Below are 11,864 nucleotides of genomic sequence, written 5' to 3'. Positions count from 1 at the left end.
CGCTGCATGCTCATCGACACTTACGGTCGCACCGCCACCGACCTGCGTGTCTCGCTCACGGACCGCTGCAACCTGCGCTGCACCTACTGCATGCCCGAGGAAGGGCTGCAGTGGCTCGCGAAACCCGACCTCCTCACCGATGACGAGATCGTCCGCATGGTCCGCATCGCCGTCACGACCCTCGGCATCACCGAGGTCCGCTTCACCGGCGGGGAGCCCCTTCTGCGCCCCGGTCTCGTCGGCATCGTCGAGCGGTGCGCCGCGCTCGGACCGCGCCCGCGCATGTCACTCACGACCAACGGCATCGGCCTCGGACGCACCGCCGAGGCGTTGCGAGGAGCCGGGCTCGACCGGGTCAACGTCTCCCTCGACACCCTGCGCCCGGACGTCTTCCGGGCGCTGACCCGCCGCAAGCGCCACCAGGACGTCCTGGACGGGCTCGCCGCGGCACGCGCCGCCGGTCTCACTCCGGTCAAGGTCAATGCCGTGCTGATGCCGGGGCTCAACGAGGACGAGGCGCCCGACCTGCTGGCCTGGGCAGTCGAGAACGACTACGAACTCCGGTTCATCGAGCAGATGCCCCTCGACGCCCAGCACGGCTGGAAGCGCGAGGGCATGATCACTGCCGGGGACATCCTGGAGAGCCTGCGAACCCGCTTCGATCTCACCCCGGAGGGCGAGGACGCCCGGGGATCGGCTCCGGCCGAGCGCTGGCTGGTGGACGGCGGTCCGGCGCGGGTCGGCGTCATCGCCTCGGTCACCCGGCCGTTCTGCCGCGCCTGCGACCGCACCCGGCTCACCGCCGACGGCCAGGTCCGCACCTGTCTCTTCGCCACCGAGGAGACCGACCTGCGCGGACACCTGCGCTCGGGTGCGTCCGACGAGGAGATCGCGGCCCTGTGGAAGCGGACAATGTGGGGGAAGAAGGCCGGATCCGGTCTGGACGACCCGGCGTTCCTGCAGCCCGAGCGCCCGATGTCAGCGATCGGCGGCTGACCACGCGTCGAGGGTCACGACGTCCTTGAGGAAGCCGCGGGCGCCGAGGAACGTCGACAGGTGCTCCCGGTGCTCGTCGCAGGCCAGCCAGGTCTTGCGCCGCTCGGGTGTGTGCAGCTTCGGGTTGTTCCAGGCGAGCACCCACACGGCTGCGGTCCGGCAGCCCTTCGCCGAACAGATCGGTGCCGTGCCGGCGGCGGAGTCGGAAGCGTGATCGGGGGAGTCCATCCGGGAAACCATACGCAACTCCGGTGGCGCGGGCGCGCGGCCGGGTCGGGACAAAGCGACGCCGGGCAGCCACGGGGGGAGCCGCCCGGCGTCGGTCATTCGCTCCGACGGGGGATGCGGAGCGCTTACGAAGTATGGCACGGGGGAGGCTGCGCAGTGCACCGGAACAACATGATTGATCTGAGCTTTTCCTGAGCTTTGAGGGCGGCCGTCCTCAGCTCGCGGCGGCTCTGCGGTCCTCCCCGTCGTGAACCGTGGGATCCTGCGTCCGGCCCGGACCGGAAGGCGGTTCGGAGGAGCGTTCCGGCCCGTTCGGCGCGCTCCGCGGCAGCGCATGCCGGGCCGGTGCGATCAGGGCGGAGGGCAGGGAAGGGGCGTTCTCACGGCCCGCGTTGGCGATGACCACGGCGATATAGGGGAGCACGGCGCCCAGCACGAGGGCCACGATCGCGACGTGCCGTTCGACGCTCCACAGCGTCGCGGCGAGCACCACCGCGACCGTCCGGATGAGCATCGAGATCACGTACCGCCGCTGCCGGCCCCGGACGTCGTCGGCGAGTCCCTGCCGGGCTCCGGTGATCCGGAAGACCTCGGAGTCGTCCCGCTTCCGCCTCATGTTCCACCACCTGAATCCCCGGCCGGACCGCCCGGCCCCCGTCCTTCACGGTACGCCGCGACAGTGCTGTCCACGAGGGCGGGCTCCCTCCACCGGTGCGGGATCGCTCCGGCCTCGACCGCGCCGGCCCCCGCCCCCGGGCGGCGTGCGACGGGCCGGAACGCGGCAACAGGCAGGGCCCTCCGGGGCGCCTCGTGAGGTGGCCGGCCGGCAGGGGGCCGGTTGTGACGGCTCACCCGCCCCGGGGACCGCAGAAGACGTACGGCGTCGTGGTGGTCAGCGCCGTGAAGCCCAGCCGCTCCAGCACCGGCCGGCTCATCGCCGACGCGTCGACCTGCAGCCAGTCACAGCCCCGCTCGGCCGCGATACGGGCACGGAAGCCCACCAGGGCCCGGTAGAGGCCCCGTCCTCGCCAGCCCGGCAGGGTGCCGCCGCCCCACAGACCCGCGAAGCCGGCCTCCGGGTCGAGCTCCATCCGTGCCGCACTCACCGGGAGGTCGCCGGCCATCGCCACGACCGCGGCCGCGGCGCCGTCGCCCTCGTCCAATCGGGCCCGGAGCTGCTTTGCCAGCCGGGCGGGGTCAGTGGCGAAGACCTGTTCGTGAACGGCGGCGACCAGATCCACCCCGGCCGCATCCGTCACCGGGAGCAGTCGCACGCCCTCGGGCGGTTCCGGACCGGCCGGCACCCGGTGCGGCCGGGCGACCATCACGGTCTCCTCGTCCTCCGGCTCGAAGCCGGCCGCCAGCAGCCGTTCGGCCAGATCCGCCGGGCCGTCATGCCCGTAGAGCTTCCACTCGAAACCGAGGCCCAGCGCCGCGAAGTGCCGCACCTGGGCGGCGATCTCCGTATCGGCGCCGGCGGGCTCGAGGTCCGACCACAGCACGCCGTTCCACCCGCCCGGATCCGTTTGCCGGACCACCGGCCCGACCCGCTCGACCCATGCGCCGGGGCCGTCGGGCCGCGCCCCGCGCCGCATCCGTTCGTCGAAGACGGCCAGCGCCGCAGCTGCATCCATGCGCGGATTCCAGCACCGGCACGAGGCGATCGGCAATGGGGTTTCCGTCCCCGTGCCCGGACGGCGGCCGCCGTCCGGGCATGCAGAACGGCCCGGCACGGCGTCAGCCGGCGGCCACCTCGACCGCGGCCAGGTTCTTCTTGCCCCGGCGCAGCACCAGCCAGCGGCCGTGCAGCAGTTCGTCACCGGCCGGCACGGTGTCCTCGGCGGGTACCTTGACGTTGTTCACGTAGGCTCCGCCCTCCTTGACGGTGCGGCGCGCGGCGGACTTGCTCGCGACCAGGCCGACCTCGGCGAAGAGGTCCACCACGGATGCCAGCTGCGCCACCCGCACGTGCGGCACCTCCGACAGCGCCGCGGACAGCGTTGCCTCGTCCAGCTCCGTCAGGTCGCCCTGGCCGAACAGCGCCCGCGACGCCGCCACGACCGCTTCGCACTGCGCGGCACCGTGCACCAGCGTCGTCAGCTCCTCGGCCAGCGCCCGCTGGGCGGCCCGGGCCTGCGGGCGCTCCACGGTCTGCCGCTCCAGCTCCTCGATCTCCGCGCGGGAGCGGAAGCTGAAGATCCGCAGGAACTTGGACACGTCCCGGTCATCGGCGTTCAGCCAGAACTGGTAGAAGGCGTACGGCGTGGTCATCTCGGGGTCGAGCCAGACCGTGCCGCTCTCCGTCTTGCCGAACTTGGTGCCGTCGGCCTTGGTGATCAGCGGCGTTCCCAGGGCGTGCACCTCCGCTCCGGGCTCGACCCGGTGGATCAGGTCGGTGCCCGAGGTGAGGTTGCCCCACTGGTCGCTGCCGCCGGTCTGCAGGGTGCAGCCGTACCGCCGGTACAGCTCCAGGAAGTCCATGCCCTGCAGGATCTGGTAGCTGAACTCGGTGTAGCTGATGCCCGCGTCGGAGTTCAGTCGCCGGGAGACGGCCTCCTTGGCGATCATCTTGTTGACGCGGAAGTGCTTGCCGACGTCGCGCAGGAACGCGATCGCCGACATCCCCTGCGTCCAGTCCAGGTTGTTCACCATGACCGCGGCGTTCGGGCCCTCGAAGTCGAGCAGCGGGCGGATCTGGGCCTCCAGCCGCTCCACCCATCCGGCGACGATCTCCGGGGCGTTCAGGGTGCGCTCGGAGGTGGGCTTCGGGTCGCCGATCAGACCGGTGGCCCCGCCGACCAGGCCGAGCGGCCGGTGCCCGGCCTGCTGGATCCGGCGCATGGTGAGAATCTGCACCAGATTGCCCAGGTGCAGGCTCGGCGCGGTCGGGTCGAAGCCGCAATAGAAGGTGACGGGGCCGTCCGCGAACGCCTTGCGCAGTGCGTCCTCATCGGTGGAGAGGGCGATCAGCCCGCGCCACTTCAGTTCGTCGACGATGTCCGCCACGGTGATGTCTCTCCTTCGGGAGGTGTCCGGGCCGCTACCGCCCGGCTCCGATGTGCCCCGGCCAGTCTATGGGGCGGCCCGGGCGCTCAGACCCCGCGGCTGACGGAGCTCATGTTGAAGTCGGGGACGCGCAGCGCCGGCATGGCCGCCCGGGTGAACCAGTCGCTCCACTCCCGGGGCAGCGTCGGGACCGTCCGCCCGGCCTCCGTCGCGCGGCCCAGAAGGTCGACCGGTGACTCGTTGAAGCGGAAATTGTTCACCTCGGCGACCACCTCGCCGTTCTCGACGAGGTACACGCCGTCCCGGGTCAGCCCGGTCAGCAGCAGGGTCGCCGGATCCACCTCGCGGATGTACCAGAGGCAGGTGAGCAGCAGGGCGCGCCCGTGGTGCCCGGTGTCCGCGACCATCTCCTCCAGCGAACGGGCGCCCCCGGCATCCATGATCAGGTTGTCGATCGCCGGGGCGACCGGGAGGCCGGTGAGCCCGGCCGTGTGCCGGGACGTCGCCAGGTGCGCGAGCTCCCCGTCCCGCAGCCACTCGGTGGCGCGCAGCGGCAGCCCGTTGTCGAAGGCCGACACGTCGTCCCCCGACGCGTGGGCGATCACGAACGGCGCGCACTCCAGGCCCGGTTCCCGAGGATCACTGCGCATGTTCACCGGCAGTCCCGAGAGCTTCTCCCCGATCCGGGTTCCGCCGCCCGGCCGGCTGAAGACCGTACGGCCCTCGACCGCGTCCCGGGCCGAGGACGACCACATCTGATGGATCAGCAGATCCGCCACGGCCGTCGGCGGCAGCAGCGTCTCGTACCGGCCGGCCGGCAACTCGACCCGGCGCCGCGCCCACTCCAGCCGCTGCGCCAGCTCGGCGTCCATCGCCGCCGGGTCGACGTCCCCGAAGTCCCGGGTGGAACGGCCGGTCCAGGCCGAACGCGGGGTCCGTCCGTCGGCACCCGGCGCCTTGGCGTTCAGTTCGAGCGTGCCGGTGGGCTGGTCGTGGCGCAGCCGCAGCCCGGTCGAGGACCCCAGATAGGTGGAGACCATCTCGTGGTTGGCGAACCCGTACAGCTCGCGGCCGGCGTCGTGGGCGCGGGCGAAGGCCTCCCCGAGCGCCGGGGCGAAGGCGGAGAACACCGCCGACGAGGTCTCCGCCGGGGCTTCGGCGAAGTCCGGCGACGCGGGTACGCCGTCCACCAGCGGCTGTGCGTCCTCAGCGGGGCCCGCCTCGCGCGCGGCCGCCTCGGCGGCCCGCACCAGCGGCTCGATGCCGTCGGCCGTCACCGCGGAGCGGGAGACCACCCCGGAGGCGGTACCGCGGCCCCCGTCCACCGTCGCGATCACGGTGAGGGTACGGCCGCGGGGCACCCCGTTCGTGGTCAGCGCATTGCGGGCCCAGCGGAGGTTGGCCGTGGACGACTCGTCGGCGATGACCACGCAGCCGTCTGCCCGGGACACGCCGAGGGCGCGCTCGACGATCTCGTGCGGCTTGGTCGTACGGGTCATCGGCCGGCCTCCTGAGTGGTGTTGAGAACGGTGACGCCGCGGAACAGCGCCGACGGACAGCCGTGCGAGACCGCCGCGACCTGGCCGGGCTGTGCCTTGCCGCAGTTGAACGCACCGCCCAGGACGTACGTCTGCGGGCCGCCCACGGCGGCCATCGAGCCCCAGAACTCCGTGGTCGTGGCCTGGTAGGCGACATCGCGCAGCTGCCCGGCGATCCGGCCGTTCTCGATCCTGAAGAAGCGCTGGCCCGTGAACTGGAAGTTGTAGCGCTGCATGTCGATGGACCAGGAGCGGTCTCCGATCACGTAGATGCCGCGCTCCACACCGCCGATGAGGTCCTCGGTCGAGGGTCCCCGGGGAGCCGGCTGCAACGAGACGTTGGCCATCCGCTGTACGGGCACGTGCGCGGGGGAGTCGGCGAACGCGCAGCCGTTGGAGCGCTCGAAGCCGGTGAGCCGGGCGATCCTGCGGTCGAGCTGGTAGCCGACCAGGGTCCCCTCCCGCACCAGGTCCCAGGACTGGGCCGCCGCACCTTCGTCGTCGTAACCGATAGTCGCCAGCCCGTGCTCGGCCGTGCGGTCGCCGGTCACGTTCATGATCTCGGAGCCGTACTTCAGTTCGCCGAGCCGGTCGAAGGTCGCGAACGAGGTTCCGGCGTAGGCGGCTTCGTAACCGAGGGCCCGGTCGAGCTCGGTCGCGTGGCCGATCGATTCGTGGATCGTCAGCCACAGGTTCGACGGGTCGATCACCAGGTCGTACGACCCGGGTTCCACGCTCGGCGCCCGCATCTTGGCGGCGAGCAGCGAGGGCAGTTCGGCCAGTTCGGCGTCCCAGTCCCAGCCCGTGCCCGTCAGGTACTCCCAGCCCCGCCCCACCGGTGGGGCGATGGTGCGCATGGAGTCGAACTCGCCACTGGCGGGGTCGACGGCCACCGCGGTCAGCTGCGGGTGGATCCGCACCCGCTGCTGCGTGGTCGAGGTGCCGGAGGTGTCCGCGTAGAACTTGTTCTCGTGAACGGCGAGGAGCGAGGCGTCGACGTGCGCCACGCCGTCCGCGGCGAGCAGCCGGGAGCTCCATTCGGCGAGGAGGTCGTTCTTGTCGGTGTCCGGGACGCCGAACGGATCCACGTCGTAGGCGGAGATCCACGTCCGGTCGGCGTGCACCGGCTCGTCCGCCAGCTCCACCCGCTCGTCCGCCCCCGAGGCATCGACCACCAGCGCGGAGAGTTTCGCCATCTCCACCGCCTGCCCTGCGACGCGGGCGGCGGCGTCCGGGGTCAGGTCGACGCCTGAGGCGAACCCCCAGCTCCCGCCGTGCACGACCCGTACCGCGTACCCCAGGTCGGTGGTGTCCGAGGAGCCCGCCGGTTTCGTGTCGCGCAACCGCCGCTCGGCACTGCGCACCCGTTCCAGCCGGAAATCGGCGTGCTCGGCGCCGAGCGACCGGGCGCGGGCGAGCGCCGCGTCGGCGAGCGCGTGCAACGGCAGCGACGTAAAGGACTCGTCGAGGGAACGGGCCACGGCATCCTCCTGAAGTTGTCGCACCGCATCATGCCGCGGCGTGAGGTCCTCGCACAGGAGCTTCGCCGCGGCTGTCGGGCACGGAGCTTTCTTGTTGTAGGTAGAATCTCGAAAGTGTAGGTACACGTCGCGGATGCAGAGGGAGGTACCCGATGAGCACGATTTCGGTCCGTGAGTTCTCCTACAACCCGAGCGCCGTCTTCGCCCGTGTCGAGAAGGGTGAGGCGATCCAGGTGACGCGCCACGGGAACGTCATCGCCATACTGCTTCCCGGCTCTGGGCCCGTGGCCCGGTATTCCGACCTCGTTGCCCAGGGCAAGATCCGCTTGAAGGCCACCACGACCTCCGATCTCGACCGTCTGCCCCGGTACGACATCCCGGCCGATGCACCTGACGCGGTCGAACTCCTCCTCGCGGAGCGGGAGGACGAGGACCGGTGATCTACATGGATTCGTCGGCTCTGCTGACTCTGCTGACCGGTCGGTCCAACACTGCTGAGCTGCGGAGATTCCTCGCCGCCCGGCCCGGAGTCCCGATGGCGACGAGCACCCTCGGGTTCGTTGAGACCGTCCGGCAGTTGGACAAGGTGGGCTCGTATCCGAACGCCCTGGCCGACCTCGACAGGACGGTGACCGAAATCCTCCTCACGGAGGACGTGAGGAACCTGGCCACCCGGGTGCCGGCCTCGCTGCGTTCTCTCGATGCCGTCCACGTGGCGAGTGCGCTGGCCATCGGAGAGGCCCTCGACTGTCTGATCACCTACGACAAGCGGATGCTCGACGCCGCGCGCGAGGCCGGACTGGCTGCTTTCGCCCCGGGCGTGACCGGCTGAAAAACGCATCCCACCCGGCATCGGCAGGACCGCCGTGCCCCGCACGGTTCTGTAGGGACCCCACAGGGACGGCCGGACGCGCCTGTGGGAGCCGGAGCCGTCGTCACGGGGCCCGGGCCGATACGTTCGAGGTGTTCGCACCGTCCAGAGAAAGGGTGATCCGTTGAGCCGCTCGGTTCTCGTCACCGGAGGAAACCGGGGCATCGGCCTCGCCATCGCCCGCGCCTTCGCCGACGCCGGCGACAAGGTGGCCATCACGTACCGCTCCGGCGACCCCGAGGTCCTCACCAAGGAGGGTTTCCTTCCGGTCCGGTGCGACATCACCGACCCGGAGCAGGTCGACCAGGCGTACAAGGAGATCGAGGACAAGCACGGCCCGGTCGAGGTCCTCGTGGCCAACGCGGGAGTCACCCGCGACCAGCTGCTGATGCGGATGTCCGAGGACGACTTCAGCACGGTCCTCGACACCAACCTCACCGGCACCTTCCGCGTGGTCAAGCGCGCCAACCGCGGCATGCTGCGGGCCAAGAAGGGCCGTGTCGTCCTGATCTCCTCCGTCGTGGGCCTGCTGGGCTCGGCGGGCCAGGCGAACTACGCCGCCTCCAAGGCCGGCCTCGTGGGGTTCGCCCGCTCGCTCGCACGCGAGCTGGGGTCCCGCAACATCACCTTCAACGTCGTGGCGCCCGGCTTCGTCGACACCGACATGACCCGCGAGCTCAGCGACGAGCAGCGCGCGGGCATTCTGGAGCAGGTGCCGCTCGCGCGATACGCACGGCCCGAGGAGATCGCCGCCGCCGTGCGCTTCCTCGCCTCGGACGACGCCTCGTACATCACTGGAGCCGTCATCCCGGTTGACGGCGGATTGGGCATGGGTCACTGATCACATGAGTGGAATCCTCGCCGGCAAGCGCATTCTGGTCACGGGCGTCCTCACCGAGTCGTCCATCGCCTTCCAAGCTGCCAAGATCGCCCAGAACGAGGGCGCCGAGGTCGTCCTGACCGGCTTCGGCCGGCTCTCCCTCGTCGAGCGCATCGCCAAGCGGCTGCCCAAACCCGCTCCCGTCATCGAGCTGGACGTCACGAACCAGGAACATCTGGACGGGCTGGCCGACAAGGTCCGCGCGGAGATCGGCGAAGGCGTCGGCCTCGACGGCATCGTGCACTCCATCGCCTTCGGTCCCCAGGGCGCGTTCAACTTCCTCGAGGCGAGCTGGGAGGACGTCGGCACCGCGGTGCACGTCTCCGCCTACTCCCTCAAGTCGCTGACCATGGCGTGCCTGCCGCTGATGCCGCGCGGCGGCTCCGTCGTCGGGCTCACCTTCGACGCGCAGATCGCCTGGCCGAAGTACGACTGGATGGGCGTTGCCAAGGCCGCCCTCGAGTCGACCAGCCGCTACCTGGCACGTGACCTGGGCAGCAGGAACGTCCGCTGCAACCTGATCTCCGCCGGACCGATCAAGTCCATGGCCGCCAAGTCGATCCCGGGCTTCGAGGAGCTCGCCGACGTCTGGAACCACCGGGCTCCCATCGGCTGGGACCTGGCGGACCCGGAGCCGGCCGGGCGCGGTGTGGTCGGTCTGCTGTCCGATTTCTTCCCCCGCACCACGGGCGAGATCGTCCACGTCGACGGCGGCGTGCACATGATGGGCGCCTGAAGCCTCCCCGGCCCCCTTCTCGAAGGGGGCCGCACAACGCCCCGGCAGCGGAACCCACCGCTGCCGGGGCGTTCGCGCACGTTCACCCGTACGGCGCAGCATCGCAGGCGCGCCGCCGGTGCGCCGGACACCCTGGAGACCTCTCGTGGTGCAGCAGCGGCCCCCGCACGGCCGAGGAGGTCCCGCCATGTCCGTCCCCCGCCGCCGCACGGCCGCGGCCCTGCTGCTCCTTCTCGCCGGCATGGCCGCCCCCGCCGGAGCGACGGGCCCGGCAGTGTCCATGGCCGCGGAACGCGCCCGGCCGGCGACCGTCCAGAGGTCCCCTGCCCGGGCGGAGTGCCGCGTCCGCATCGACGGTCCGGACGTCACCGCCGACTGCTACAACCCGTATCCCGACAGTGATCACGTGCAGCTGCACATCGAGTGCGACCGCTGGTGGGACCCGGACGTGGACACCGCCCCCGTCGAGGCCGGCCCGGCACAGACGGTTCGGCTGGCCGGACGCTGCTGGCTGCCAGTCCGCGAGGCCTGGGTCAGCCACGAACGCTGAGGCTCCTGCGGCGTTCCGGCATCGAGGACCCCGAACCGTATGCTGCCCTGATGGCCGACGACGATCTCCCCGACATACGAAGGCCCGCGCCGGGCGGGACCCGGGTCCCGGTCTCCTCACCCCAGGACGGGCCGCCCCGTCGCACCGCGCAGCGGCCCGGGCAACGGGCGGGCGTTCCCCGATGGCTCGGCGTCCTGGTGGCCACCGGCCTCGTCGTCGCCGCACTCAACCTGCGCCCCGCGATCACCAGCCTCGGCGCGGTTCTGCAGGAGGTCAGACACGGACTCGGCATGAGCGGCACGGTGGCCGGCCTGCTGACCTCGGTCCCGGCCCTGTGCTTCGGCCACTTCGGGACCGCAGCACCCCGCCTCGCCCGCCGGTGGGGCGTTGCCCCCGTGGTCTGCGGCGCCATGGCCGCGGTCGCCGTCGGCCTCCTCCTGCGCCCCTTCACCGGAGCCGCCGCCGGTTTCCTCGTGTGCAGCGCTCTCGCCCTGGCAGGCATGGCGCTCGGCAACGTCCTGATGCCGGTCACCGTCAAGCGCTGGTTCCCGGACCGCATCGGCTCGATGACCGGCCTGTACTCGATGGCGGTGTCACTCGGCACCGCCGCCGCGGCCGCCCTCACCGTGCCCATCGCCACCGCATCCGGCGGCAGTTGGCGGGCCGGCCTGGTCGTGTGGGCGGTGCCGGCGGTCGTCGCGGCGGTGTGCTGGTTCCCGTTGGCCCGCCGTCCGGAGCCGGCTGCGGACGGCGGGACGCCCCGTGACGAGCGCCGGCCGCCGGGCCTGCGCGTCGCCCGCAGCCCCACCGCCCGTGCCCTCGGCTGCTTCTTCGGCCTCCAGGCGACCTCGGCATACATCACCATGGGATGGCTGCCCCAGATCTTCCGGGACGCGGGCGTTCCGGCGGCCTCGGCCGGTGTGCTGCTCGCCGTGACGATGGGGCTCGGCGTACCGCTGTCGTTCGTGCTGCCGCAGATCGCCGCCCGGATGCGCAACCAGGGGGCCCTGGCCGTAGCCCTCGGTCTCTGCGGTCTCGCCGGGTACATCTGCCTCCATGTCGCCCCGGCGGCGACGGCGTGGCCGGCGGCCCTGCTCCTCGGGATCTCCAACTGCGCCTTTCCGCTGGTGCTCACGCTGATCGGACTGCGGTCACGCTCCGGTGCGGGAGTGGTCCGGGTGTCGGCCTTCGTGCAGAGCACCGGCTACCTGATCGCGGTGCCCGGACCGCTGGTGATCGGCGCGCTGTACCAGCACAGCGGCGGGTGGGACGTGCCGCTGACGGTCATGGCCGGGCTCATGGTGGCGCAGATCGCGCTGGGGGTACTCGCCGGACGGGACCGGGTCGTCGAGGACGAGTGCTGAGCGTCGGCCGCGTGGCAGACCCGGCGGCGGAGAGGCGCCCGTGCGGCCCCGGGGCCCTGTGCGATCCGACGGCGGGGACGGGTGGGACCATGGGGGCATGCCAGTGCTCGAGCCGAACCCGCAGAACGGGCAGAAGAAGCTGCTCGCCGTCCTCGGCGTGATGCTTGCCGTCACCGTCGTCATCGGCGTGATCGCGAGCATCGCCTCGCCCTGA

The 11,864-nt window shown here is 71.6% G+C and carries 14 protein-coding genes; 8 read left to right on the top strand and 6 right to left on the bottom strand.

Features of this window, described 5'->3' with window-relative positions:
• Window positions 1–6: 6 nt before the first annotated feature.
• Window positions 7–996, top strand: coding sequence for a GTP 3',8-cyclase MoaA (gene moaA / locus M1E25_RS09060; protein ID WP_251412389.1), 990 nt, complete (start codon window positions 7–9; stop codon window positions 994–996).
• Here moaA and M1E25_RS09055 read toward each other — a convergent pair.
• The 6 genes from M1E25_RS09055 to M1E25_RS09030 all read right to left on the bottom strand — a co-directional run bounded on the left by M1E25_RS09055 (window position 979) and on the right by M1E25_RS09030 (window position 7,249).
• On the bottom strand, window positions 979–1,224 hold the full coding sequence (locus M1E25_RS09055; protein WP_251412388.1) for a hypothetical protein: 246 nt from the start codon (window positions 1,222–1,224) through the stop codon (window positions 979–981). The genes moaA and M1E25_RS09055 overlap by 18 nt on opposite strands.
• A 214-nt stretch (window positions 1,225–1,438) precedes the next feature.
• Complete coding sequence (locus tag M1E25_RS09050; RefSeq protein ID WP_251412386.1) at window positions 1,439–1,840, bottom strand: DUF3099 domain-containing protein; 402 nt, start codon at window positions 1,838–1,840, stop codon at window positions 1,439–1,441.
• A gap of 232 nt (window positions 1,841–2,072) precedes the next feature.
• On the bottom strand, window positions 2,073–2,858 hold the full coding sequence (locus M1E25_RS09045; RefSeq protein WP_251412384.1) for a GNAT family N-acetyltransferase: 786 nt from the start codon (window positions 2,856–2,858) through the stop codon (window positions 2,073–2,075).
• Window positions 2,859–2,961: 103 nt separating this feature from the next.
• Window positions 2,962–4,230 carry a tyrosine--tRNA ligase gene (gene tyrS, locus M1E25_RS09040; RefSeq protein WP_251412381.1) on the bottom strand — a complete coding sequence of 423 codons (1,269 nt, stop codon included), beginning with the start codon at window positions 4,228–4,230 and terminating at the stop codon, window positions 2,962–2,964.
• An 86-nt stretch (window positions 4,231–4,316) separates the two neighbouring features.
• Window positions 4,317–5,729 (bottom strand): metallopeptidase TldD-related protein, encoded by a 1,413-nt coding sequence (locus M1E25_RS09035; protein WP_251412380.1) that lies wholly within the window; start codon window positions 5,727–5,729, stop codon window positions 4,317–4,319.
• Window positions 5,726–7,249 (bottom strand): TldD/PmbA family protein, encoded by a 1,524-nt coding sequence (locus tag M1E25_RS09030; RefSeq protein WP_251412377.1) that lies wholly within the window; start codon window positions 7,247–7,249, stop codon window positions 5,726–5,728. Before M1E25_RS09030 ends, M1E25_RS09035 begins: the two co-directional genes overlap by 4 nt.
• 152 nt (window positions 7,250–7,401) lie before the next feature.
• On the opposite strand from M1E25_RS09030, the gene M1E25_RS09025 reads away from it, so the two are divergent.
• The 7 genes from M1E25_RS09025 (at window position 7,402) to M1E25_RS08995 (ending at window position 11,864) form a co-directional block, all read left to right on the top strand.
• The gene (locus M1E25_RS09025) at window positions 7,402–7,689 is read left to right on the top strand and encodes a type II toxin-antitoxin system Phd/YefM family antitoxin (RefSeq protein WP_251412374.1); all 288 of its coding nucleotides are present in this window, start codon (window positions 7,402–7,404) and stop codon (window positions 7,687–7,689) included.
• A 5-nt stretch (window positions 7,690–7,694) separates the two neighbouring features.
• The gene (locus M1E25_RS09020; protein WP_251412636.1) at window positions 7,695–8,081 is read left to right on the top strand and encodes a PIN domain-containing protein; all 387 of its coding nucleotides are present in this window, start codon (window positions 7,695–7,697) and stop codon (window positions 8,079–8,081) included.
• 163 nt (window positions 8,082–8,244) lie between these two features.
• Entirely contained in the window at window positions 8,245–8,961 is a 717-nt protein-coding gene (fabG, locus tag M1E25_RS09015; RefSeq protein WP_251412371.1) for a 3-oxoacyl-[acyl-carrier-protein] reductase, read from the top strand.
• A 4-nt stretch (window positions 8,962–8,965) separates the two neighbouring features.
• On the top strand, window positions 8,966–9,736 hold the full coding sequence (gene fabI / locus M1E25_RS09010; RefSeq protein WP_251412369.1) for an enoyl-ACP reductase FabI: 771 nt from the start codon (window positions 8,966–8,968) through the stop codon (window positions 9,734–9,736).
• 187 nt (window positions 9,737–9,923) lie between these two features.
• Window positions 9,924–10,286, top strand: coding sequence for a hypothetical protein (locus M1E25_RS09005; RefSeq protein WP_372500547.1), 363 nt, complete (start codon window positions 9,924–9,926; stop codon window positions 10,284–10,286).
• A 50-nt stretch (window positions 10,287–10,336) separates the two neighbouring features.
• On the top strand, window positions 10,337–11,650 hold the full coding sequence (locus tag M1E25_RS09000; RefSeq protein ID WP_251412367.1) for a CynX/NimT family MFS transporter: 1,314 nt from the start codon (window positions 10,337–10,339) through the stop codon (window positions 11,648–11,650).
• 97 nt (window positions 11,651–11,747) lie between these two features.
• The gene (locus M1E25_RS08995) at window positions 11,748–11,864 is read left to right on the top strand and encodes an SGM_5486 family transporter-associated protein (RefSeq protein ID WP_251412364.1); all 117 of its coding nucleotides are present in this window, start codon (window positions 11,748–11,750) and stop codon (window positions 11,862–11,864) included.

It is taken from the genome of Streptomyces meridianus, from assembly GCF_023703325.1.
GTDB classification, from domain to species: domain Bacteria; phylum Actinomycetota; class Actinomycetes; order Streptomycetales; family Streptomycetaceae; genus Streptomyces; species Streptomyces meridianus.
Note: the sequence above shows the minus strand (reverse complement) of the source record. Positions and strands in the feature narration are given on the sequence as shown.

What these genes read in the sequence shown, in the direction of transcription:
- M1E25_RS09025 (WP_251412374.1), top strand. Translation starts at nt 7,402, where the DNA reads ATGAGCACGATTTCGGTCCGTGAGTTCTCCTACAACCCGAGCGCCGTC.
- fabI (WP_251412369.1), top strand. Translation starts at nt 8,966, where the DNA reads ATGAGTGGAATCCTCGCCGGCAAGCGCATTCTGGTCACGGGCGTCCTC.
- M1E25_RS09005 (WP_372500547.1), top strand. Translation starts at nt 9,924, where the DNA reads ATGTCCGTCCCCCGCCGCCGCACGGCCGCGGCCCTGCTGCTCCTTCTC.
- M1E25_RS09050 (WP_251412386.1), bottom strand. Translation starts at nt 1,840, where the DNA reads ATGAGGCGGAAGCGGGACGACTCCGAGGTCTTCCGGATCACCGGAGCC.
- M1E25_RS09000 (WP_251412367.1), top strand. Translation starts at nt 10,337, where the DNA reads ATGGCCGACGACGATCTCCCCGACATACGAAGGCCCGCGCCGGGCGGG.
- M1E25_RS09045 (WP_251412384.1), bottom strand. Translation starts at nt 2,858, where the DNA reads ATGGATGCAGCTGCGGCGCTGGCCGTCTTCGACGAACGGATGCGGCGC.
- M1E25_RS09035 (WP_251412380.1), bottom strand. Translation starts at nt 5,729, where the DNA reads ATGACCCGTACGACCAAGCCGCACGAGATCGTCGAGCGCGCCCTCGGC.
- M1E25_RS09020 (WP_251412636.1), top strand. Translation starts at nt 7,695, where the DNA reads ATGGATTCGTCGGCTCTGCTGACTCTGCTGACCGGTCGGTCCAACACT.
- M1E25_RS09055 (WP_251412388.1), bottom strand. Translation starts at nt 1,224, where the DNA reads ATGGACTCCCCCGATCACGCTTCCGACTCCGCCGCCGGCACGGCACCG.
- M1E25_RS08995 (WP_251412364.1), top strand. Translation starts at nt 11,748, where the DNA reads ATGCCAGTGCTCGAGCCGAACCCGCAGAACGGGCAGAAGAAGCTGCTC.
- moaA (WP_251412389.1), top strand. Translation starts at nt 7, where the DNA reads ATGCTCATCGACACTTACGGTCGCACCGCCACCGACCTGCGTGTCTCG.